This is a genomic window from Paraburkholderia sp. SUR17 (assembly GCF_029536165.1).
In the GTDB taxonomy this organism is placed as follows: domain Bacteria; phylum Pseudomonadota; class Gammaproteobacteria; order Burkholderiales; family Burkholderiaceae; genus Paraburkholderia; species Paraburkholderia kururiensis.
The window spans coordinates 2,891,447-2,912,945 of record NZ_CP120509.1 but is presented as its reverse complement, the minus strand read 5'-3'; the positions used below and the strand labels follow the sequence as shown (position 1 = coordinate 2,912,945).

General features: G+C 64.3%; 22 protein-coding genes. 15 read left to right on the top strand and 7 right to left on the bottom strand.

Annotation, left to right across the window (positions count from 1 at the left end):
- The first annotated feature begins 240 nt into the window (after positions 1-240).
- From P2869_RS30210 to P2869_RS30170, 9 genes are all read left to right on the top strand, one after another.
- The gene (locus tag P2869_RS30210) at positions 241-495 is read left to right on the top strand and encodes a hypothetical protein (RefSeq protein WP_017774005.1); all 255 of its coding nucleotides are present in this window, start codon (positions 241-243) and stop codon (positions 493-495) included.
- Positions 496-739: 244 nt separating this feature from the next.
- Entirely contained in the window at positions 740-1,291 is a 552-nt protein-coding gene (locus P2869_RS30205) for an SUF system Fe-S cluster assembly regulator (protein WP_277598911.1), read from the top strand.
- Between the two features lie 28 nt (positions 1,292-1,319).
- The gene (gene sufB, locus P2869_RS30200; RefSeq protein WP_277598910.1) at positions 1,320-2,777 is read left to right on the top strand and encodes a Fe-S cluster assembly protein SufB; all 1,458 of its coding nucleotides are present in this window, start codon (positions 1,320-1,322) and stop codon (positions 2,775-2,777) included.
- Between the two features lie 17 nt (positions 2,778-2,794).
- On the top strand, positions 2,795-3,610 hold the full coding sequence (gene sufC / locus P2869_RS30195) for a Fe-S cluster assembly ATPase SufC (RefSeq protein WP_051061976.1): 816 nt from the start codon (positions 2,795-2,797) through the stop codon (positions 3,608-3,610).
- A gap of 34 nt (positions 3,611-3,644) precedes the next feature.
- A complete protein-coding gene (gene sufD / locus P2869_RS30190; RefSeq protein WP_277598909.1) occupies positions 3,645-4,970 on the top strand; it encodes a Fe-S cluster assembly protein SufD in 1,326 nt (441 codons plus the stop codon).
- Positions 4,967-6,220, top strand: coding sequence for a cysteine desulfurase (locus P2869_RS30185; protein ID WP_277598908.1), 1,254 nt, complete (start codon positions 4,967-4,969; stop codon positions 6,218-6,220). The genes sufD and P2869_RS30185 overlap by 4 nt, the downstream gene beginning before the upstream one ends.
- Positions 6,217-6,672: a Fe-S cluster assembly sulfur transfer protein SufU gene (gene sufU, locus P2869_RS30180; RefSeq protein ID WP_126875426.1), complete on the top strand. Its 456-nt coding sequence runs from the start codon at positions 6,217-6,219 to the stop codon at positions 6,670-6,672. The genes P2869_RS30185 and sufU overlap by 4 nt, the downstream gene beginning before the upstream one ends.
- Before the next feature lie 27 nt (positions 6,673-6,699).
- A complete protein-coding gene (locus tag P2869_RS30175) occupies positions 6,700-7,056 on the top strand; it encodes an SUF system Fe-S cluster assembly protein (RefSeq protein WP_277598907.1) in 357 nt (118 codons plus the stop codon).
- 1 nt (position 7,057) lies between these two features.
- The gene (locus P2869_RS30170; RefSeq protein WP_126875424.1) at positions 7,058-7,390 is read left to right on the top strand and encodes a non-heme iron oxygenase ferredoxin subunit; all 333 of its coding nucleotides are present in this window, start codon (positions 7,058-7,060) and stop codon (positions 7,388-7,390) included.
- Positions 7,391-7,414: 24 nt separating this feature from the next.
- Here the strand turns inward: P2869_RS30170 and P2869_RS30165 are convergent, their stop codons facing one another.
- The 3 genes from P2869_RS30165 to P2869_RS30155 form a co-directional block, all read right to left on the bottom strand.
- The gene (locus tag P2869_RS30165) at positions 7,415-8,260 is read right to left on the bottom strand and encodes a carbohydrate ABC transporter permease (RefSeq protein ID WP_277598906.1); all 846 of its coding nucleotides are present in this window, start codon (positions 8,258-8,260) and stop codon (positions 7,415-7,417) included.
- On the bottom strand, positions 8,257-9,156 hold the full coding sequence (locus tag P2869_RS30160) for a sugar ABC transporter permease (RefSeq protein ID WP_026121284.1): 900 nt from the start codon (positions 9,154-9,156) through the stop codon (positions 8,257-8,259). The genes P2869_RS30165 and P2869_RS30160 overlap by 4 nt, the downstream gene beginning before the upstream one ends.
- Before the next feature lie 227 nt (positions 9,157-9,383).
- Positions 9,384-10,616 carry a sugar ABC transporter substrate-binding protein gene (locus tag P2869_RS30155; RefSeq protein ID WP_017773994.1) on the bottom strand — a complete coding sequence of 411 codons (1,233 nt, stop codon included), beginning with the start codon at positions 10,614-10,616 and terminating at the stop codon, positions 9,384-9,386.
- A gap of 250 nt (positions 10,617-10,866) precedes the next feature.
- On the opposite strand from P2869_RS30155, the gene P2869_RS30150 reads away from it, so the two are divergent.
- The 4 genes from P2869_RS30150 to thiM all read left to right on the top strand — a co-directional run bounded on the left by P2869_RS30150 (position 10,867) and on the right by thiM (position 14,709).
- On the top strand, positions 10,867-11,640 hold the full coding sequence (locus P2869_RS30150) for an SDR family oxidoreductase (RefSeq protein WP_277598905.1): 774 nt from the start codon (positions 10,867-10,869) through the stop codon (positions 11,638-11,640).
- Positions 11,641-11,738: 98 nt separating this feature from the next.
- Positions 11,739-12,830 (top strand): sn-glycerol-3-phosphate ABC transporter ATP-binding protein UgpC, encoded by a 1,092-nt coding sequence (gene ugpC / locus P2869_RS30145; protein WP_277598904.1) that lies wholly within the window; start codon positions 11,739-11,741, stop codon positions 12,828-12,830.
- Positions 12,831-12,850: 20 nt separating this feature from the next.
- Positions 12,851-13,729, top strand: coding sequence for a MurR/RpiR family transcriptional regulator (locus tag P2869_RS30140; RefSeq protein WP_277598903.1), 879 nt, complete (start codon positions 12,851-12,853; stop codon positions 13,727-13,729).
- 161 nt (positions 13,730-13,890) lie between these two features.
- Positions 13,891-14,709, top strand: coding sequence for a hydroxyethylthiazole kinase (gene thiM, locus P2869_RS30135; RefSeq protein WP_277598902.1), 819 nt, complete (start codon positions 13,891-13,893; stop codon positions 14,707-14,709).
- Positions 14,710-14,730: 21 nt separating this feature from the next.
- Here thiM and P2869_RS30130 read toward each other — a convergent pair whose 3' ends face one another.
- The 4 genes from P2869_RS30130 to P2869_RS30115 form a co-directional block, all read right to left on the bottom strand.
- The gene (locus tag P2869_RS30130; protein ID WP_017773989.1) at positions 14,731-14,907 is read right to left on the bottom strand and encodes a DUF1328 domain-containing protein; all 177 of its coding nucleotides are present in this window, start codon (positions 14,905-14,907) and stop codon (positions 14,731-14,733) included.
- A gap of 103 nt (positions 14,908-15,010) precedes the next feature.
- Positions 15,011-16,447: a cytochrome P450 gene (locus P2869_RS30125; protein ID WP_277598901.1), complete on the bottom strand. Its 1,437-nt coding sequence runs from the start codon at positions 16,445-16,447 to the stop codon at positions 15,011-15,013.
- On the bottom strand, positions 16,447-17,430 hold the full coding sequence (locus P2869_RS30120) for a helix-turn-helix domain-containing protein (RefSeq protein WP_277598900.1): 984 nt from the start codon (positions 17,428-17,430) through the stop codon (positions 16,447-16,449). The genes P2869_RS30125 and P2869_RS30120 overlap by 1 nt, the downstream gene beginning before the upstream one ends.
- Positions 17,418-18,350, bottom strand: a complete 933-nt coding sequence (locus P2869_RS30115; RefSeq protein WP_277598899.1) for a helix-turn-helix domain-containing protein — start codon at positions 18,348-18,350, stop codon at positions 17,418-17,420. The genes P2869_RS30120 and P2869_RS30115 overlap by 13 nt, the downstream gene beginning before the upstream one ends.
- Positions 18,351-18,675: 325 nt before the next feature.
- Between P2869_RS30115 and P2869_RS30110 the strand changes: the two genes are divergently transcribed.
- Together P2869_RS30110 and P2869_RS30105 are read left to right on the top strand one after the other, a co-directional pair.
- On the top strand, positions 18,676-19,635 hold the full coding sequence (locus P2869_RS30110; RefSeq protein WP_017773985.1) for an MBL fold metallo-hydrolase: 960 nt from the start codon (positions 18,676-18,678) through the stop codon (positions 19,633-19,635).
- Positions 19,636-19,748: 113 nt separating this feature from the next.
- The gene (locus tag P2869_RS30105) at positions 19,749-21,488 is read left to right on the top strand and encodes an FAD-dependent oxidoreductase (protein WP_277598898.1); all 1,740 of its coding nucleotides are present in this window, start codon (positions 19,749-19,751) and stop codon (positions 21,486-21,488) included.
- The last annotated feature ends 11 nt before the right edge of the window (positions 21,489-21,499 follow it).

Genomic DNA, 21,499 nt, shown 5'->3' with positions numbered 1-21,499 from the left:
CGTCGAGTCTAGCACTGCACGTCTTGACCGCCGTGTTGCCGCTTCGCGCCGCGGGGCGCGCAATCGCGCGACGTGAAGAGCCGCCCTTCGCGCGACAAGTCGACGCACCGGCGAACGCACAAATCAGCCACGAAGGCGCACGCAATTGACTGCACGGTCCGTGCCGTCCATCATGACCGCACACTTCCACCACACGCTTGCGCAACACCGCGAGCGCCGGGCGTACAAGAGGGACACATCATGGCCGAAATCCTGCTCAGTAACGTCGAAGACAGCGTGCCGGACGAGGAAATCTCCGAATTCCTGCAACGCTACGGCTTTCCCCCTTTCACTGCGATAGAACGTCTCAGCGGCTCGGGCAACATGCCGTCTGCGCTCATCACGTTCGGCGATCTGTCGCACGAGGCGCTGCGCCTGCTCCAGGAACGCGTCCAGAACATCTACTGGAAGAACCACACCATTAACGTGCAGATTCTGACTGACAGGCCGGACTAAGCCTTCGCACGTTTTCACGACTCGCGCCCACCCGTGGCAAGACCCATGCATGTAACAGGGTTTTGCATACGGGTCTAGAATGAATTCCGTTGTCGCGGCGCATGTCGCTATGCGCCCGCACGCATCAATTCCACCATGACGTAGGGGCTATTCCGCTTTACAGCGCGGATCAATAACCCTTTAAACAGGACTGGTTTAGTCCGAATTCTTACGTGTTTGTGCACGTGTTTGCGGAGGCATTTCAATGCTGCGAATGAGCAAGCTGGCGGACTACGCCACCGTCATGATGACCGTGATGGCGCGCGACCCGGACACGATACAGAGCGCCGCCAGTCTCGCTGCCGCGAGCGGCATTCCGGCGCCCACCGTATCGAAGGTCATGAAGATTCTGGCGCGCGGCGGCATGGCGATTTCGCTGCGCGGCGTAAGCGGTGGCTATTTGCTGCCGTACGCGGCACAGCGCATCACGCTTGCGGACATCATCACCGCCGTGGATGGCCCGTTCGGCATGACGGAATGCAGCGCCATGCCGGGGCAGTGCGAGCAGGAGGCCATGTGCGGGGCGCGTGCGAACTGGCAACGCATCAATCGCGTGATATTCGAGGCGCTGCGGCAGGTGTCGCTTGCCGATATGGCCGGCCCCGCGTTGCGTGCCGTGGATATCAGCGCGATTCGCGCGCGCAGCGTGCCGAAGTCGCCGTCCGTCGCGTCAGTCGCGCCAGTCGTGACTTCACGCACGGCCCGTATCGCGGCAGGAGCGCCGCGCGAGGCAGCGGCCCGGACACAGCAGAAATAGCGCAGCAAGAACCGAGCGGAGAACTGGCATGAGTACCGTCACCACGAGAATCGACGATCTGATCCGGCGCGAATACGAGCACGGCTTCGTCACCGACGTGCAGTCCGACACGCTGCCGCGAGGTCTTTCCGAAGACGTAATTCACCTGATTTCGGCCCGCAAGAACGAGCCCGCGTTCATGCTCGAATGGCGCCTTGCGGCCTATCGGCATTGGCTCACCATGACCGAGCCGCACTGGGCGACGGTGCAGCACGCACCCATCGACTATCAGGACATCGCGTATTACTCGGCGCCTGTGGGCGGAGCGGAATCGAAAGACCGGCCCAGGAGCCTCGACGAGGTGGACCCGGAATTGCTGCGCACGTACGAGAAGCTGGGCGTGCCGCTCGCAGAGCGCGAAATTCTCGCGGGCGTTGCCGTGGATGCCGTGTTCGACAGCGTTTCCGTTGCCACCACGTTTCGCAAGAAGCTCGGTGAACTGGGCATCGTGTTCTGTTCGTTTTCAGAGGCCGTGCAGGAACATCCGGATCTGGTGCGCAAGTACCTGGGAACCGTGGTGCCGCACACGGACAACTTCTTCGCCGCCTTGAATTCGGCGGTGTTCAGCGACGGCTCGTTCTGCTACATCCCGCCCGGCGTGCGTTGCCCGATGGAGCTTTCCACGTACTTCCGCATCAACGCGCGCAATACGGGGCAATTCGAGCGCACGCTGATCATTGCGGACAAGGGTTCGTATGTGAGCTACCTGGAAGGCTGCACGGCGCCCATGCGCGACGAGAACCAGCTGCATGCCGCGGTAGTGGAACTGGTGGCGCTGGAAGGCGCGCAGATTCGCTATTCGACGGTGCAGAACTGGTACCCGGGCGACGAGAACGGACGCGGCGGCATCTACAACTTCGTGACGAAGCGCGGCGACTGTCGCGAGGCCAACGCGAAGATTTCGTGGACACAGGTGGAAACGGGTTCGGCCATTACGTGGAAGTACCCGAGCGTGATCCTGCGTGGGGACAACTCGGTGGGCGAGTTCTATTCAGTGGCGCTGACCAACCATTATCAGCAGGCCGATACGGGCACGAAGATGATCCACTTGGGCCGCAACACGCGCAGCACGATCGTCTCGAAAGGCATCTCGGCGGGGCGCGGCAAGAACGCGTATCGCGGGCTTGTGAAGGTGGGCCGTGCGGCGGAGAACGCGCGCAACTACACGCAGTGCGACTCGCTGCTGCTGGGCGATCGCTGTGCCGCGCACACGTTTCCCTACATCGAGGTGAAGAACCCCACGGCGAAGGTGGAGCACGAGGCATCGACGTCGCGCATCGGCGAAGACCAGCTCTTCTACTGCCGGCAGCGTGGTTTGTCGGCTGAAGATGCCGTGTCGATGATCGTCAACGGTTTCTGCAAGGAAGTGTTCAAGGAACTGCCGATGGAATTCGCCGTGGAAGCGCAGAAGCTGCTCGGCGTGAGCCTGGAAGGCAGCGTCGGTTAAATGGGATGGAAAACATCATGCTCGACATCAGCAATCTCAGCGTTGAAGTGGAAGGCAAGCCGATTCTGCGTGGTCTCGATCTGCAGGTGAAGGCAGGCGAAGTGCACGCCATCATGGGCCCGAACGGCTCAGGCAAGAGCACGCTCGCTCATGTGCTGGCGGGGCGGGAGCAGTACGTGGTGACGGGCGGCGAGGTGCAATACGCCGGCCACGATCTGCTTGCGCTTGCGCCCGAAGAGCGCGCACGCGAAGGGCTCTTTCTCGCGTTTCAGTATCCCGTGGAAATTCCGGGTGTGAGCAACGTGTATCTGCTCAAGGCCGCGTTGAACGCGCAGCGCCGGCATCGCGGCGAGCCCGAACTCGACGCGATGGAATTCCTTCAGATCGTCAAGGCGAAGATGGCGCTGATGCAGATGGACGAAAGCCTGCTGTATCGCGCCGTCAACGAGGGCTTTTCGGGCGGCGAGAAGAAGCGCAACGAAATGCTCCAGATGGCGGTGCTGGAGCCCAAGCTCGCGATTCTGGACGAGACCGATTCGGGCCTCGACATCGACGCGCTCCAGCTCGTGGCACGCGGCGTCAACGCGCTGCGTAGTCCGGATCGTGCCATGGTGCTCGTGACGCACTATCAGCGGCTGCTCGACTACGTCGTGCCCGACTACGTGCATGTGCTTTCTCGCGGCCGCATCGTGAAGTCGGGCACGCGCGAGCTTGCACTGGAACTGGAGCGCAAGGGCTATGGCTGGCTCGCGGACGAAGCGGACCAACCCGACCAGCCCGACCAGCCCGACCAGCCTCCGCAACCGGCGCTGGAACAACGCGCGACACGCTGAGCACGGTAAAGACATCGAAACAGGAGTCACAGTCATGAGCGCATCCACGCTCGACCCTTTCCACGCCGCGTTCAAGACGCTGGCGCGCACGCTGCCTGGCGCGGAACTCGGCTGGCTGCGCAGTGCGCGGCGCCATGCGTTGGACCAGTTCGAGGCGCTTGGCTTTCCCACTACGCAACTCGAAGACTGGAAGTACACGAACGTTGCCACTGTCGCGCAGCGGCCGTGGCACTTCACGTCGCCGCGTGGAGACGACGTGGACGTGGCGAGCATCGTGAATGACCTCGTGCTCGACCAAGCCGCAGGACGACTCGTGTTCGTGAACGGACGGCACATTCCCCGCTATTCACGTCTACCCGATCTGCCCGAGGGAACGTTCGTCGGCAGCCTCACGCGCGCGATGCGCGAGATTCCGCAGTGGCTCGAAGCAGTCATTGCGCAGCACGCGCCGCATGACGCATTCGCGGCGCTCAACACAGCGTTCATGAGCGACGGTTATGTCGTCGTGCTACCGCGCGGAGCGCATATCGAAGCGCCGCTGCAGATGCTGTTCATCACCGACGAAGCCGGGCTTGCCATGCATGCGTTCAATGCCGTGCTCGCCGATGCCGGCGCGCGCTGCTCGATTGTCGAACAGTTCGTCGGCGTGGCGGATGACGCCTATCTCGCCAACACCGTGACGAAGATCGTCGCGGCGGCCGAGGCGGACATTCAACATTGCCGGCTGCAGCAGGAGGCACGCACCGCGTTTCACTTCTCACGCGTCGACGTCGCGCAGCAGCAGGCGAGCCGCTTTACGTCGCACTCGTTTGCGTTTGGCGGCGCGCTTTCGCGCACGCAGATCGACACGCGCCTTTCGGCCATGGACGCGCATACGGAATTGAACGGGCTCTACTTCGTGGGCGCGCGGCAGCATGTGGATCATCACACGCGTATCGATCACGAGAAGCCGCACGGCACGAGTCGCGAGTACTACCGCGGCGTGCTGGATGGCGCCTCGCACGGCGTGTTCAACGGGCGCGTGGTCGTGCATCCCGACGCGCAGCAGACAGACACGCATCAGGCGAATCACAATCTGCTGCTCTCACGCGATGCGCAGATCGACACCAAGCCGCAACTGGAAATTCACGCCGACGACGTGAAGTGCACGCACGGTGCGACCGTGGGTCAACTCGACGAGAACCCGCTCTTCTATCTGCGTGCACGCGGCATCGACGAACGTATGGCGCGCGCATTGCTGATCTGGGCCTTTGCGCGCGACAGCGTAGACCGCGTCGGCATGGAGAGCGTGCGGGCCAGGCTCACACGGCTGCTGCTCGCGCGCATGCCGGAAGGTGAGCGTATTCGGGAGATGGTATGAAGCCGATGGAACGCATGCAGGGCGTGGATGAAGAGACCGTGGCGCAGTGGCGGCGCGACTTTCCGATTCTGGACGAACGCGTGTACGACACGCCGCTCGTGTACCTCGACAACGGCGCGACGACGCAGAAGCCGCGCACGGTGATCGAAGCCGAGCGCGCCTACTACGAGCACGACAACGCGAACGTGCATCGTGGCGTGCATCTTCTATCGCAGCGCGCGACAGATGCCTACGAGGGCGCGCGTGCACGCATCGCGCGCTTCCTCAACGCCGCGCGCAAGGAGGAAGTCGTCTACGTGCGCGGCACGACGGAGGCGATCAATCTCGTCGCGCAGAGCTTCGTGCGCCCACTCGCGAAGCCGGGCGACGAAATTCTCATCACCGCCATGGAGCATCACTCGAACATCGTGCCCTGGCAGATGGTCTGCGAGCAGACGGGCGCGGTCTTGAAGGTGGTGCCGATCGACGAAAGCGGCACGCTCGACGTAGACGCATTCGAAAGCATGCTGAGCGAGCACACGCGCATGGCTGCTGTTACGCACGTGTCCAACGCGCTTGGCACCATCAACCCGATACGGCGCCTCGTGGTCGCGGCGCATGCGCGCGGCGTGCCGGTGCTCGTGGACGGCGCACAAGCCATCGCGCACGTGCCGGTGGACGTGCAGGCGCTGGACTGCGATTTCTACGCGTTCTCCGGCCACAAGATCTACGGGCCGACCGGCATCGGCGTGCTCTACGCGAAGGCGGAACGGCTGGAGGCGATGCCGCCGTGGCAGGGTGGCGGCGACATGATTCGCAGCGTGACCTTCGAGAAGACGCAGTACAACGCCATTCCGTGGAAGTTCGAAGCGGGAACGCCCAACATTGCGGGCGCAGTCGGACTTGCGGCGGCACTCGATTACGTGAGCCGTATCGGCATCGAGGCGATCGGCGCACACGAAGCCGATTTGCTCCACTACGCGACCGGGGCCATACAGGGCATTCCACAGGTCAGGCTGATCGGCACGGCTCCCGACAAAGCCGGCATTCTCTCGTTCGTATTTGGAGATGTGCATGCGCACGACGTCGGCACTATCGTGGATCGCTGCGGCGTAGCTGTGCGCGCGGGGCACCACTGCGCGATGCCCGTGATGCAGCGCTACGGTGTGCCGGCCACCGTGCGGGCGTCGTTCGCGCTCTACAGCTCGCGGGCCGACGTGGATGCGCTCGTGCGGGCACTGACCCATGTGAGGGAGGTATTCGGAGCATGAGCGATTTGCGCGACCTCTATCAGGAAGTGATCTTCGACCACTATCGGCACCCGCGTAACTGCCATCCGTTGCCCGATGCAACGCATAAAGCCGAGGGCTACAACCCCCTCTGCGGCGACCGCATCACGCTGTATCTGAAAGTGGAAGACGGTGTGGTCAAAGAGGCCGCCTTTGACGGCGCGGGCTGCGCGATTTCCACGGCGTCGGCCTCGATGATGACGGAGGCGCTCAAGGGCCGCCCGCAGACCGAAGTCGAGACGCTGTTTGGCCGCTTTCACGAGATGGTCACGGCGCCCCCAGGCGAGCCGGTGCACGACGAGGCTGCGCTAGGCAAGCTGGCGGCGTTGGGTGGCGTGCGCGAGTTTCCTGCACGCGTGAAGTGCGCGACGCTCGCCTGGCATACGTTGCACGCGGCACTGCATGGCGAGCGCGACGCCGTCTCTACCGAATAAGACAAGGAATGAAGCGAGGAAAGCACCATGAATGCATTCGACGAAACGCGGCAAGACGAGCTGGCGCAGCCCGGCAATAGCGAACTGCGCAGCCGTGTGATCGAAGCCTTGCGTGGCGTGTTCGACCCCGAGATACCGGTCAACATCTACGACCTTGGACTCGTGTACGGCCTCGAGGTAGACGACACCGCAGGCAAGGTCGCGATCGATATGACGCTGACGGCGCCGGGCTGCCCCGTTGCGCAGACGTTTCCCGCCACCGTTGAAGACGCCGTGTTTTCCGTGGCTGGCGTGAACGACGTTCACGTCGAACTGGTGTGGGAACCGGCGTGGTCGCTCGAACGCATGTCCGAAGCGGCGCGCCTTCAGTTAGGGATGCTTTGAGATGTCACGCTGGGTTGAGGTGGCCGCAATAGACGACTTTCCGCCGGGCGCCGTGCGCAGCGTCGACGTGGACGGTGTTCAGGTGGCAGTGTTCAATCTGGACGGCACCTGCTATGCGATCGAAGACATCTGCCCGCACGACGGCGGCGTGTTGACAGGCGGCGCGGTGGAAGGCGACGAGGTGATCTGCCCGCGACACGGCGCGCGCTTTTGCATCAGAACCGGCAAGGTGCTGGCGCCGCCTGCTTATGAAGATGTGGCCGTGTTTCCGGTGCAGATCGAAGCGGGCATCGTCCAGGTACGCGATGCGCGGTGGGACGAATCGGGCTTCTGAATTCTCGGCTCGTCATTCGCGCGCTTATTTCACCGCGCCCAGCGCCAGCCCCTTCACCAGATACCGCTGCAACCACGCGAACACCACGGAGACCGGCAACGTGGCACACAGCGTAGCGGCCATCACCAGATGCCACTCTACGGTGTATTTGCCGGCCACCATGTCCGTGACCTGCACCGTGAGCGTCTTGTTTTCGGGCGAGCGGATCAACGTGTAGACCACGGCGAACTCGTTCCACGCATTGATGAACGTGAAGATCGCCGTCACCACGACAGCCGGTACTGCGAGCGGCAGAAACACGCGCAGCACCGCCTGCGTGCGGCTGCATCCTTCCAGCCAGGCCGATTCCTCCAGATCGCGCGGCACCGTCTGAAAATACGACGAGAGCATCCATACCGCGAACGCGATGTTGAACGCTGCGTAAGAAACGATCACGCCGATCTTCGAATCCACGAGGTTACCGTCGCCGTAGGGAATCATCGCGGCAAGGCGGAACAGGCCCACCACGAGCAGGATGGGCGAGAGCATTTGCGTAACCAGCAGGAACTGGCGATACGCGCTGCGTCCGCGAAACGGGAAGCGCGCCATCGCGTAGGCCGCGGGCAGACTCACGGCGAGCGCGAGCAGCGTGGAAAGCGAACTGATGATGAGGCTGTTGCGCAGCGCTACGCCGAAGTTCGCGGCGTCCCACATATCCACGAAGTTTTGCCAGTGCCAATGCACAGGTAGCCAGCGCGCCGGGTAGACGAACACTTCGGAGGCGGGCTTGAGTGCGGTGAAGAACATCACGGCGAACGGAAACAGCACGATCGCGATGAGCGGCGCAAGCGCGAGCCAGCACCAGAGCGTGCGTTTGGCCTTGGCGCTCATGCCAGTTCTCCCTGTGCGTTACCGCCTTTCGCCTGGAGCCGCAGGTAGGCCATCGAAAAGACGAACAGCATGGCCAGCATGATGAGCGACACCGCCGCCGCTTCGCCCGGCCGCCCAAGGCGAAAGCCCAGTTCGTACAGATACGTCACGAGAATGTGCGTGCCATTGTCGGGGCCGCCTTGCGTCATCACCCAGATGATCGGAAACGAATTGAACACGTAGATCACGTTGAGCAGGATCGCCATGTTGATGAACGGCTTGAGCAGCGGCAGCGTGAGCTTGCGGAACTGCTGCCATGCGTTTGCTCCATCGATGCGGGCGGCTTCGTAAATATCGGCGGGCACGGAAGACAGGCCGCCCAGCAGGATCGTGACCGTGAACGGAATGGAGACCAGAATGCCCACCGCGATTTCCACTGCAAACGCGAGTTCCGGCGTAGCGAGCCAATGAATGGGGCCGGCGATCAGCCCCAGTCGTTGCAGCGTGACGTTGACCATGCCGTAGTCGTCGTTGAACGACCAGCGCCACACTACGGCGGTCATGGTGAGCGAAACGGACCACGGCAGCATGATGATGGTGCGCGCCACACCGCGCCCATAGAAGTCCTGATTCAGAATCAGCGCGACAGGTACCGATATCAGCACCGTGCCGCCCACCACGCAGCCCGTCCATATCAGCGTTCGGCGCAGCGAATCGGTGAACACGGGGTCGGCGAACACGTTGTAGAAGTTCTGCAAGCCGCTGAAGCCGCGAATCGCGCCGAAACGCGAGACTTCGTGCAGCGACTGGAACACGATGTTGTAGATCGGATAACTGATGATGAAGAGCGCGAGCAGCAGACTCGGCACGATCAGCAGCCACGGCGCGGGTGGCTGCGTGGAAGCGGAACGGCGCAGGCGTGTGCGGCCGGACTGCGACGCGCCAGGTGCGGTGTCCGGGGTTCGGCCGGAAGTCGTGTTGAAGGTCACGTTGCGGTCCTGCGGGTTCCTGCTGACGTTCGGGGTGCGTCGTGCGTTGCGTCGGTCTTCGGGCGGTTGACCGCGATGAGTTCATAGACTCGTCGTGGCAAACCGCCCGGCATTTGCGGCCCGTGCTGCTGGTGCCGCTGGTGCCCTTAGTGCTGTTAATGCCCCAGCGCCTTGTTGGCGTCGGCCGCAGCGGCATTGAGCGCATCAGCGGGCTTCGCCTTGCCCAGATAGATGGCCTGCATCGCGTTGGTGACCGCCTTGGCCGTGTCTTCCCAGCCCGTTACCGTGGGCGCGAAGCGCGCGTTCGGCAGCAGCGCGATGAACGCCTTCGTGTCCGGATCGTTGAAGGCCGGGTCGGTTGCTTCAGCCTTCGTGGTGGGCAGGAAGCCTTCGGTGCTCGTGAACTCCACGCGCGGTTCCTTCGTGAACAGATAGTCGAGGAACTTCCACGCCGTCTTCTTCGCCTTCGAGTTCTTGAACATCACGATCGAATCCGTCACCGCATACGTGGCGCTGTTGGTGCCCACCGGTACCGGCGCAATGCCGTACTTGATGTTCGGCGCTTCCTTCTTCAACTGCTTCGCGAGGAACGGCGCGGAGATCACCATTGCCACGCGGCCCTGCTTGAAGAGGTTCTGCACGTCTTCGCGGCTGTAGCCCGTCACGCCCGGTTCGGTGAGGCCGTCGTCGATCATCGACTTGTAGAGCGTGGCCGCCTTCACACCGGCAGGCGAAGCGAACGCGGCCTTGCCGTCTTTGCCGATCACGTCGCCGCCGTTGGTCCACAGCGCGTAGTACCAGTACACGTCCGTTTCGATTTCTTTGCCTTGCAGGCCGAAGCCGGCCACGCCCATCGCCTTCAGCTTCTTCGAGGCGGCGATCACGTCGTTCCACGTCTTCGGTCCGTTCGGGTAGCCCACCTTCGCGAGCAGGTCCTTGTTGTAGTAGAGCCCGCGCGCCGAGGCCGCGATGGGCAGGCCATAGGTCTTGCCGTTGATAACGCCGGGCGCGAGGAACGGGCCGATGAAGCGCGACTTGAAGTTCGCGTCCATGTAGCCGTCCAGCGGTTCGGCCACGTCGTCTTTCACGAAGTCGAGCAGCCAGCGCGTGCCGACGATGGCGAGGTCCGCGTTGGCGCCGCCCGAAATGTCGGTCTGCAGCTTCTGTTGCAGCGTGTCCCAGTTCACGTCTTCAATCTTGATGGTGGTGCCCGGGTTCGCCTTCTCGAACTGGCGGGCCATCTTCTCGAAGTACGGTGCCGTGGCGTCGCTGTAGTGCGCGACGGTGACGCGGACCGTATCGGCCTGCGCCGCATGGGCGATACCTGCGAACGCGAGCGCCACGGCGAGCCTGCCGAGCGCGGTGGATACACGTGCCTGTAACGACATTTCTCTCTCTCCTGGGTGGGTCCGCTGCCGTAGCGCCGGCGGCTTGGGCTGAATTGTTTGAAAAAATCCTACATGACGAAAAAAAGCTTGTCACGTAGGATTGTCGATATTCGTGGTGGGCAAATTTTGTGACTAACATACTGTAAAAAAGGGGTTTTTGTGCGATGCGGCGCCTGTGGGCAAGTCGCCTGCGAGTGGTCGGTATCCGGCTCGATGCGCACTATGTAGGAAATTTACACGAGGAGCAGCGATGAATCGCGTGGTGCTGGTGACGGGAGCATGCGGCGGAATCGGCAGCGTGCTCACACGGCGTTTTGTGGAAGCGGGCGATACCGTGCTCGCGCTCGATATGAACGAGACGGCGCTCGCGGCCCTCGCGGACACGCTCGATGCGACGCAGGTCACGCCCGTGGTCGCGGACCTGGCCGACGCCACCGCCGTGCGCGAAGCCGTGGCGCAGGCGGTCGCGCAGCGCGGTCCAGTGGATGTGGTCGTGGCGAACGCGGGCGCGGCACTGGCCGGCACGCTTGCCCAGACCGATGCCGCGAGCTGGCAGCACGACGTGCATCTGAACCTGAACGGCACGTATCACACGGTCGAAGCGGTACGCGAATCGATGATCGAGCGTGAAAGCGGCGTGCTCGTGCTGATCGGCTCGGTCAACGGGATGACGGCGCTGGGGCACCCCGCGTATAGCGCAGCGAAGGCGGGGCTCATCAGCTACACGAAGGCGCTGGCTATCGAGCTGGGGCGTTATGGCATTCGCGCCAACATCGTTTGCCCGGGCACCGTGAAGACGCAAGCGTGGCAGGCGCGCGTAGATAAGGATCCCAAGGTATTCGAGACACTGAAGAAGTGGTACCCGCTCGGCGACTTCGCGACGCCCGACGACATCGCAGACGCCGTGCTGTTTCTCGCTTCGCCCATGGCGCGCGTGATTACGGGTGTGGCGCTGCCCGTGGACGGCGGCCTGACGGCGGGCAACCGGCTGATGGCCGCGGAATTGACGCTGGAATCGCTGTAATTCATCGCAGCAAAAGCGTGGTGGTAACGCAGTGCGCGCTCGAGAAGTCCCCGCGCATCGCAGCATCGAATGCAACGCATCACTGGAGAGGTCCTGGAATGGCGGCAGTGCAATTGAGCGGCATCTACAAGCGGTATGGCGAGACGCAAGTGGTGCACGGCGTCGATCTCGACATCGACGACGGCGAGTTCGTCGTGCTGGTTGGCCCGTCGGGCTGCGGCAAGAGCACGTTGATGCGCATGATTGCGGGGCTCGAAGAAATTACGGGCGGCGAACTCACGATTGGCGGGTCGCGCGCCAATACGCTCGCACCGCAGCAGCGCAACGTGTCGATGGTGTTCCAGAGCTACGCGCTCTATCCGCATCTTTCGGTGTACGACAACATCGCGTTCGGTCCGCGCATTCGCAAAGAGCCCACCGAGCGCTTCAAGCCGCGCATCGAAGCCGCGGCGAAGATGCTGAACCTCACGGGCTATCTGGACCGCCTGCCGCGTGCGCTTTCCGGCGGCCAGCGTCAGCGTGTGGCGATGGGCCGCGCCGTAGTGCGTGAGCCGGCGCTGTTCCTGTTCGACGAACCGCTCTCGAATCTGGACGCGAAACTGCGCGTGCAGATGCGCACCGAAATCAAGGCGCTGCACCAGCGGCTCAAGAACACCGTGATCTACGTGACGCACGACCAGATCGAGGCCATGACCATGGCCGACCGCATCGTTGTGATGAACGCGGGCCGCATCGAGCAGATCGGCCGGCCGCTGGAGCTGTACGACCGTCCCGCGAATCTCTTCGTGGCGAGCTTTCTTGGTTCGCCGGCCATGAACTTCGCAACAGGGGAAGTGGTGGCGGGCGACGCAGGCCTCGCGCTGCTGGTCGAAGACGGGCGCCGCATTGCGCTGCCGGCAGAGGCGGCCGTGGCAACCCCCGCGGGCGCGCGCGTCACGCTCGGCATTCGTCCCGAGCACATCGAACTCGCCGGTGAAGACGCAAACCGTGCCGGCGACGTGGCGATGGAGATCGAAGTGATCGAGCCTACCGGTGCCGAAACGCATCTGTACGGGAAAATAGGGGGGAGCACGTGGTGCGTCACCACGCGCCAGCGGCCCACGATAGGCCCCGGCGCGCGCGTGACGTTGAGATTGCCCGCGGCGCATCTGCATCTGTTCGATACGCAGAGCGGTACGCGTTGCACGTAAACGAGAGGAAGCGCAAGAGCTTGGCTGCACCGAACCTGATTCCCCATATCCGCAACGCCCTGACCGGTTTGCGGCCCGCCGAGCGCAAGGTTGCCGAGATGGTGCTCGGCGACGTCGATTTCGCCATGCGCGCGAGCATTACCGAACTCGCGCAACGCGCCGAGGTGTCGGAGCCTTCCGTGACGCGCTTTTGCCGCGCCGTGGGCGCGCATGGACTGCGCGACTTCAAGATGCAACTGGCGCAAAGCGTGGCAGGTGGTTTGCCCTATGCCTCCACAGCGGTGGCGCATGGCGACGACGTGCGCACGCTGCTCGACAAAGTGGGCGAGGCCGCCGTGCAGGGCATCACGCATGCACGCGATGCGCTCGACCCGGCCGCCTTCGAGGCCGCCATTTCCGCGCTCGCGCAGGCGCGGCGCGTCTACGTTTTCGGCGTAGGCTCGGGTTCGGGCCTCGTCGCGCAAGACGCGGCATTGCGTTTGCTGCGCCTCGATATTGCGGCCACGGCGTTTACGGACGGCCATTTGCAGCGCCTTTACGCCGGCCTGATGGAACCCGGCGACGTCGCGTTCGCCATCTCGCATTCGGGGCGCAGCGTGGAAGTGAACGAGAGCATCCAGATTGCGAAGGAGCGTGGCGCGACCACGGTGGGGCTGACGAACGTGGGCTCGCGGCTGGCGTGGCTCGTCGATATTCCGTTGCTGCTGCGCATACCGGCGCCCATCGATCCGAATACGCCCGGCGTGTCGCGGCTCGTGCATCTTTCCATCGTGGATGCGCTTTCGATCGGCGTGGCCTTGCAACTGGGCCCGAAGACGCTCGAGAAGATGCGCCGCGCGAAAGCGCGTCTGACGCACGATGCCGAACCGGTGGCCGGCAGCGCAGACGAAATGCAGTGAGTTTGCGCTTGCGCGTAAAACAGCACGGCGCGGCTTGCGTCGCGCGCGGCGCGCGGTTAGCGTGACGGCGCTTTCAGCGCTGGACGAACGCTGCACGCGTCTGCGTTCACGAACCAGGCCAGCGCGCTCTCTCATATGCATCATTCGGGATGCCAACGACCATGACAAACACACCCGTTCAAGAATTGCCCGACGACATCGCGGCCACCACGTTCGCCGAATTTCGCCGCGCGAAGCCGCTCGTGCATTGCCTCACGAACGAGGTGGTGCAGACCTTCACGGCGAACGTGTTGCTCGCGTTGGGTGCGTCGCCCGCGATGGTGGTGGACGAAAGCGAGGCCACGCAGTTCGCGGCCATGGCGGGCGCGGTGCTCATCAACATCGGCACGCTGTATCCCGCACGCGGCGAAGCCATGCTGGCAGCCATCACGTCGGCCACGCATGCCGGCAAGCCCTGGGTGCTCGACCCCGTTGCGGTAGGCGCGCTCGACTATCGCACCGCCTTCGCGCGCGGCCTGCTTTCGTTGAAGCCCGCGGCCATTCGCGGCAACGCGTCGGAGATCATGGCACTTGCCGGCCGCGATGCACGCGGGCGCGGTGTGGACAGCGCCGACGAATCGCTGGCCGCGTTGCCTGCCGCGCGCGACCTCGCGCGACAAACGGGCGCCGTGGTCGCAGTGACAGGCGCGGTGGACTACGTGACAGACGGCACGCGCGACTATGCCGTAAGCGGTGGCGACCCGCTGATGACGCGCGTGGTGGGCACAGGCTGCGCGCTATCGGCCGTGGTGGCGGCGTTCTGCGCATCGAATCGTGACGCGAATGGCGACCGGCTCGCCGCCGTAGCCACGGCATGCCGAACCATGTCGCGCGCGGGCGAGCAGGCGGTGGCGGCAAGCGAGGGGCCGGGCAGCTTCGTGCCGGCGTTCCTCGACGCGCTTTATCGAATGTCGGCCACGGACGGGGCCGACGAAAGTTGAAGCATCAGGAGGCAGGCGCCCCTAATCCACCACCTTTTTGGCGATAACCAACCCCAGCACCAGAAAGACGATACACAGCACGACAAAGATGCCAAACAGCAATTTGGCGATTGCCGCGGCCCCGGCGGCTATGCCTGTGAACCCCAACAGGCCGGCAATGACAGCAATGATTGCGAATACCAATGCCCATTTCAGCACGATGATTTCTCCTGGAAAGGTGCAGACAAGGTGCAGACATCTGACGCCGGGGAGCCAGCAAGCCTTGTTCCCGAGAAAACGTTTCGCTGCGAAGACGTCGCAACTATCGCAACGTGAGTTTCACCGGCATCGTGCTGGGCACCATCGTGAAGGCCTGCACTTCGTGAATATTCGCCGGGTCGGTGGCCAGTTCCATCGAGAAGTTCGCCATCAGCATGGAAAGCACGAGGCGCATTTCAACACTCGCGAGGTGCCGGCCCGGGCACACGCGCGGCCCGGCGCCGAATTGCAGATAGGCGCGTACGTCGTGGGCGCCGTGTTCGCCTTTGCGGATCCAGCGGTACGGGTCGTAGCGCTGCGGGTCCACGAAATTTTTCGCGTCGAGCATGGCGGGCCGCGCGAGGAAGAACATGCGCGTGCCCGCAGGCAATTCGACATCGCCCACGCGCACGTCTTCCAGCGGTTCGAACGAATGCACGGAGGCCACGGGCCGCAGCCGCGTGGCTTCCGTCGCGATGGCTTCGAACAGGTCCAATTCCTTGAGCGTCGCGTAGTCCGGGCACACCCCGCGTTCGTTGTCTTTACCGCCCGCGTCGAAGATACGACGCGCGTCCTTGTGCAACTGCGTCTGCAACGCCGGGTCTTCGGCGAGGTACGGCAGCGTCCACGCGATGGAATCCGCCGTGGTGTCTTCGCCCGCCAGCAGCAGCGTGAGTACGTTGGCGGCGATCTGGTCGTCGGTGAGTATGGAGCCCGGTTCGTCGCGCATGGCGAGCATCGCTTCGAGCAGATTGCGGGGCGTCTCCGAGGGTTCGTCGCGCATGCGGTCGCGGGCGCGCTGCATCATCTCGCGCACATAGCGGTGCACTTCGGCGAGCGCGTGGTCCACCTTGCGGTCGCGCGGCAGCTTCACGTAGCGCCAGTACGGAAAGAGCGCGTTGATGCGCGCCATCACCGTGGGCAGGATCAGTTCGAGATGCTCCTGAATCACGCCGTGCTCTTTTTCCAGCGTGCGCGGGTCTTCGCCGAAGGCGAGTGCGCTCGTGACGTCCACAGTGAAGCGCTTCAGGTCTTCGGTCATCTCCACCGTTTCGCCGCGTTGCGCAGCGCGTAGCCAGCGCTGGCGCAGGCGCTCGGTGATCTCCGCGAGCGTCGGGTAGAACGCGCGGACGTTCGGAATGGAGAGCGCCTGCATGACCAGCCTGCGCTGCGGCTCCCACGCGGCGCCTTCCGCGGAAAAGAGGCCGTTGCAGCCCATTTCCTCGAGCACGGCTTCAATGGGCTGATAGCGGCGATAGCGATGCGGCCGCTCGCGCATGATGGACTGGATCAGTTCGGTATCGGTCCACACGGTGATGGGGATGTTGCCCACCTGGAAGCGGAACGGCGCGCCCAGTTCTTCGGCCCAGCGTTCGAGAATCAGATGCAGTCGCGCGGGCGAAAGCTGGAGCAGATTACCGACGAGCGGCAGACCCTTCGGGCAGGGCAGGTCGGCGACCTGGCGCCACGACGTGCGAGGTTTGGCTGCGGCGTTCATCATCACTCTCCTGGTTGTTCGCGAACGGAGGCTTCGCGTGCGGCTTGCATGTCGATGTAGCCGAAGCGCCGCGAGAGCCGCTGCGTGGCGGCGCAGAGCGTATGCGCCGGGTTGCCCGTGAGCGCGGCATCGAAAGCACCCGACGGACCCATGAGCGCGACCACGAGGCACACGCTGCCGGTGTGGTCGAAGACGGGCGCGGCCACCGTGCTGATGCCGGGAATGGGCTTGTCGATGGCGGTATCCGCGTCGTTGGTGCGGATTTGCGCGAGGACTTCCGTGTAGTGCGGCGTGGTTTGCAGCGCAGCCGTGGTTGTGGCCGTGTCTGTGGCCGCATTGGTGACCACCTCGCCCGCGAGCCGCAGATCGTCTTGCGGCAGAAGTTGGGCCAACACGTCGTCGTCGAGATGCGCCGCGAACACGCGGCCAATGGCCGTGTTCACGAGCGACATCACCGTGCCTGGGCGCAGGCTCACGTGCAATGGCCGCGGCGATTCCTCGAGCCGCACGACCGTGGGCCCGAGCGGCCCGAGCACGGCCATCGCGACGCTCATGCCGGTGGATGCGGCAAGCGCCACGATCTCCGCTTCGGCCTCGCGCGGCGGCGAAAGCCTCGCCAGCGCGATCAGCCCCAGTTCCAGGCCCAGTGGTCCCGCCTCGAAGCGTCCGGCGCTGTCGCGGCTCAGCAGGCCGATCTTCTGCAGGCTCACCAGATGCGGAAACGCCTTCGCGGGCGGCATGCCGGCCGCGGCCGCGAGGTCGCGCAGCGTGAGCGGCGCGTTGGCCGCAACGAGTGCCGCGAGCAACTCGCCGGTGTTGTCGAGCGATTGAATGCCGCGTTGCTGTCTGGTTTCCACGGCTTCAGCAGTGGCCACGGCTTGCGCCGTTTCGTCGATGCCGGCGCGCGGCTTCTTGCGGGCTGTGGTCGCTGTGCCACCGCGTGTGGCATCGCCATGGGCGGCGTTGGGCGGCATTACGCGACGCATGATGTGTCGAGGGACGAAGATTGAAGCGCGGCGCCAATTTCCAGCGCGGCGGCCCGCATGGCGCGCGCAACGGGGCCGTTCCATTTGACGTCGATGGCGCCCGTTGCGCCGATGGCGGTGAGCGCGAGGCAGAGCTGGTTGTGCGCATCGAACACGGGCACGCAGAGGCTGCTCACGCCAGGCGTGGGCACATTGATGCCGCGCTCCATGCCGCGTGCGCGAATGCCTTCCAGCAGGGCTTCGAATGCGGTCTGCGCGTCTTGTTCGGTGCTGTCGCTGCGCTGTGCTGCACTCGAACCTTCGGCGGATGCGGACTGGCTCGTCCACATCGGTTGCAGGCGTTCGGGCGGCAGGAAGGCGCAGAAGACGCGGCCCGTCGACGTACCCGGCAACGACATTACCGTGCCCACATGCAGGTTCACATGCAGCGGCAAACCGCCATGCTCGTAGCGCACGATGGTGGGCCCCTGCGGACCCGCGATGCAGATTGCCACGCTGAAGCCCGTTTCCTGCGCGAGCGCGGCGGCATGCGGCACGGCGGCGCGAAACGCGGGCTGATGTTCGAGATGCAGCAGCCCCAGTCGCAGCGCGAGCGGCCCCGGCTCGTAGCGGCCCGACAACTCGTCGCGCTTGATGAGCCCGAGACGCGTGAGGCTCACCAGATACGCGTGGGCCTGGCCCGGCGGCAGGTCGCCGCTTGCCGCGAGGTCCGAGAGCGCAAGCGGTCCGCGCGCGTCCGCGAGCGCGCGCAGCAGCCGGCCGCCTACCTCGACGCTCTGAATGCCGCGTTGCGTGCGGGCCGCCGATGCCGATGCCGATGCGGGGGCAGACGCGGCGTTATTCGCAAGGCGTTCGTGTCCCGCATCGTCGCGCACCTTGCGTCGTGCCTGCGCCGTCGCGTTCCTGGCTGGTCTCGTCACGCCGTTTCCGTCCGCTGGAAGAAAAGGTCTCATGTTAACCGAAGGTTTCGGGGTTTCCCGCATGCCGGCGGGCGCCGTAGGGCTGCTGTAGTGCGGTCCCCGGCACCGCGTCTGGAGATTAGCGTATAGCAACAACATTCGTTATTGACAAATAACAAGGCGACGCCCTATGATGGATTCACCCCGACACAACAGCCACTCAACCAGTCCAAGCGGGGCGAGACATTCCCGTCATGCCGGCGCGGCGCTGCCCGCGCGCGCTCATCGGTGTGCTGCGTTGCGGCACGGCCTCTCGCCTCGTTCACGACTTTCACGGAGACAGACGATGGCAAAGGCATTCGCTTCGCAGGCCGACCTGGAGCAGAAGCAGATCACCTTCACGCAGCTTTCTGAAAACGCCTGGGCCTACACGGCCGAAGGCGACCCGAACTCGGGCGTGATCGTCGGCGACGACGGCGTGCTGATCGTGGACACCACGGCCACGCCCGCGATGGCGCAAGACCTCATCGCGAAGATCCGCACCATTACCGACAAGCCCATCAAATACGTCGTGCTCTCGCACTATCACGCGGTGCGCGTGCTGGGTGCTTCGGCGTATTTCGCCGAGGGCGCGCAGCAGATCATCGCAAGCCGCGGCACCTACGAGATGATCGTGGAGCGCGGCGAGGCGGACATGAAGTCGGAGATCGAGCGTTTTCCGCGCCTCTTTGCCGGTGTCGAAACGGTGCCGGGCCTCACGTGGCCCACGCTCGTGTTCGAGCGCGAAATCACGCTGTTTCTCGGCAAGCTCGAAGTGCGCATCGCGCACCTGGGCGCGGGTCACACGAAGGGCGATACGGTGGTGTGGCTGCCCTCGCAGAAGGTGCTGTTCTCGGGCGACCTCGTGGAATACGACGCGGCCTGCTACTGCGGCGACGCGCAACTCGCGCAGTGGCCCGCCACGCTCGAAGCACTGCGTGCGCTCGGCGCGGAAAAGCTCGTGCCGGGCCGCGGGCCCGCGCTCACCACGCCCGAAGACGTGAACAAGGGGCTCGACTACACGAAGGACTTCGTGACCACGCTGCTCGCGCAAGGCCGCGCGGCAGTGGCGAAGCAGATGGACCTCAAGGGCGCGATGGCGCTCACGCGTGAAGCGATGGACCCGAAGTTCGGCAGCGTGTTCATCTACGAGCACTGCCTGCCGTTCGACGTGACGCGCGCCTACGACGAGGCGAGCGGCATCGAGCATCCGCGCATCTGGACCGCCGAGCGCGATAAGGAAATGTGGAAGGCATTGCAGGGCTAAGACCGGCGCGCGAACAACGGCCTCGCGCGCGACTGGCCCGCGCCAGAAGACGTCGCACCGCAACGCGAGGCAGAGCGAAAAAAGCGCGAGGAAGAGAAGGGTGGAGACGAAACATGATCAACTATCAGACGCTGTCGTTCGAGTACAAGCCATGTGCCGAACTACAGCCAGGCAGTGAAGCGAACGTGCATCCGGTGGTGGTCGTGGGTGCGGGGCCCATCGGGCTTGCCACGGCCATCGACCTCGCGCAGCGCGGCGTGCCGGTCGTCGTGCTGGACGACGACTGCACGCTCTCCACGGGCTCGCGCGCCATCTGCTTTTCCAAGCGCACGCTCGACATCTTCGACCGGCTGGGCTGCGCCGAGCGCATGGTCGAAAAGGGCGTGAGCTGGAACGTGGGCAAGGTCTTTCTCAAAGACGAACTGGTCTACACGTTCAATCTGCTGCCCGAAAGCGGCCACCATCGGCCGGCGTTCATCAACTTGCAGCAGTACTACCTGGAGGGCTTCCTCGTGGAACGCGCGCAGGCGTTTGCGCAAATCGATCTGCGCTGGAAGAGCTGCGTGACGGGCATCGAACAACACGGCACGCCGGGCTCGCCGGATGCCGGCGCGACGCTCACCGTGGAAACGCCCGACGGCACTTACACGCTGCGTGCGCGCTACGTCGTGGCGGCCGATGGTTCGCGCAGCCCGGTGCGCAAGCTCATGGGTTTAGACAGCCACGGCCGCACGTTCAAGGATCGCTTCCTGATTGCCGACGTGAAGATGGAAGCCGACTTCCCCACGGAACGCTGGTTCTGGTTCGATCCGCCGTTTCATCCGAACCAGTCGGTGCTGCTGCATCGGCAGCCCGACAACGTCTGGCGCATCGACTTCCAGCTTGGCTGGGACGCGGACCCGGTGCTCGAAAAAACGCCGGAGCGCGTGATTCCGCGCGTGCGCGCACTGCTCGGTCCCGATGCGAAGTTCGAACTGGAATGGGTGAGCGTCTACACGTTTTCGTGCCTGCGCATGGACAGCTTCCGTCACGGCCAGGTGCTGTTCGCGGGCGATTCGGCGCACGGCGTGTCGCCGTTCGGCGCGCGCGGCGCGAACAGCGGCGTGCAGGACGCGGAAAACCTCGCATGGAAGCTCGCGATGGTGCTGGAAGGGCGCGCCACGGACGCGCTGCTCGACACCTACGCCCGCGAACGCGAATACGCGGCGGACGAGAACATCCGCAACTCGACGCGCTCCACGGACTTCATCACGCCGAAGAGCGCGGTGAGCCGCGTGTTCCGCGACGCCGTGCTCACGCTGGCGCGCGACCACGCGTTTGCGCGCCAACTCGTGAACAGCGGACGGCTCTCGGTGCCCGCGGTGCTGCACGAGTCGGTGCTCAATACGCCGGATGTCGAGCGCTTCGCCGGCCAGATGATGCCGGGCGCCGCATGCTGTGATGCGCCGGTGCAGGTGTGCGGCGAATCTTCCTCGGCGGCAGAGGTAAAGGGCGCGTCTGCATGGTTGCTGCACTGGCTTGGAGAGTCGTTCACGGGGCTGCTGTTCTGCGGTGGTGTGGATCGTCTCGACGCGCAGACGCAGTCAGCGCTGCAACGCATCGAACAAGGCGCGGTGCCGACGAAGATCGTCGCTGTGGTGAGCGATGGCGCGAACGTGCCCGAAGGCTTGCCGTCATCGGCCATAGTTTTGCGCGACGTGGAAGGCCTTGCGGCTGCACGTTACGACGCGACACCCGGCACGTTCTATCTGATTCGTCCTGACCAGCACGTCTGCGCACGCTGGCGGCACACGGATGCGGACCGCGTGGAAAGCGCCCTGAAACGCGCACTGTGCGTGGCCGGCACGGCATAAGGAGGAGACAG

Bases quoted from the DNA above. Each gene is read 5' to 3' on its own strand.
- P2869_RS30210 (WP_017774005.1), top strand. From the start codon at position 241: ATGGCCGAAATCCTGCTCAGTAACGTCGAAGACAGCGTGCCGGACGAG.
- P2869_RS30205 (WP_277598911.1), top strand. From the start codon at position 740: ATGCTGCGAATGAGCAAGCTGGCGGACTACGCCACCGTCATGATGACC.
- sufB (WP_277598910.1), top strand. From the start codon at position 1,320: ATGAGTACCGTCACCACGAGAATCGACGATCTGATCCGGCGCGAATAC.
- sufC (WP_051061976.1), top strand. From the start codon at position 2,795: ATGCTCGACATCAGCAATCTCAGCGTTGAAGTGGAAGGCAAGCCGATT.
- sufD (WP_277598909.1), top strand. From the start codon at position 3,645: ATGAGCGCATCCACGCTCGACCCTTTCCACGCCGCGTTCAAGACGCTG.
- P2869_RS30185 (WP_277598908.1), top strand. From the start codon at position 4,967: ATGAAGCCGATGGAACGCATGCAGGGCGTGGATGAAGAGACCGTGGCG.
- sufU (WP_126875426.1), top strand. From the start codon at position 6,217: ATGAGCGATTTGCGCGACCTCTATCAGGAAGTGATCTTCGACCACTAT.
- P2869_RS30175 (WP_277598907.1), top strand. From the start codon at position 6,700: ATGAATGCATTCGACGAAACGCGGCAAGACGAGCTGGCGCAGCCCGGC.
- P2869_RS30170 (WP_126875424.1), top strand. From the start codon at position 7,058: ATGTCACGCTGGGTTGAGGTGGCCGCAATAGACGACTTTCCGCCGGGC.
- P2869_RS30165 (WP_277598906.1), bottom strand. From the start codon at position 8,260: ATGAGCGCCAAGGCCAAACGCACGCTCTGGTGCTGGCTCGCGCTTGCG.
- P2869_RS30155 (WP_017773994.1), bottom strand. From the start codon at position 10,616: ATGTCGTTACAGGCACGTGTATCCACCGCGCTCGGCAGGCTCGCCGTG.
- P2869_RS30150 (WP_277598905.1), top strand. From the start codon at position 10,867: ATGAATCGCGTGGTGCTGGTGACGGGAGCATGCGGCGGAATCGGCAGC.
- ugpC (WP_277598904.1), top strand. From the start codon at position 11,739: ATGGCGGCAGTGCAATTGAGCGGCATCTACAAGCGGTATGGCGAGACG.
- thiM (WP_277598902.1), top strand. From the start codon at position 13,891: ATGACAAACACACCCGTTCAAGAATTGCCCGACGACATCGCGGCCACC.
- P2869_RS30125 (WP_277598901.1), bottom strand. From the start codon at position 16,447: ATGATGAACGCCGCAGCCAAACCTCGCACGTCGTGGCGCCAGGTCGCC.
- P2869_RS30120 (WP_277598900.1), bottom strand. From the start codon at position 17,430: ATGCGTCGCGTAATGCCGCCCAACGCCGCCCATGGCGATGCCACACGC.
- P2869_RS30110 (WP_017773985.1), top strand. From the start codon at position 18,676: ATGGCAAAGGCATTCGCTTCGCAGGCCGACCTGGAGCAGAAGCAGATC.
- P2869_RS30105 (WP_277598898.1), top strand. From the start codon at position 19,749: ATGATCAACTATCAGACGCTGTCGTTCGAGTACAAGCCATGTGCCGAA.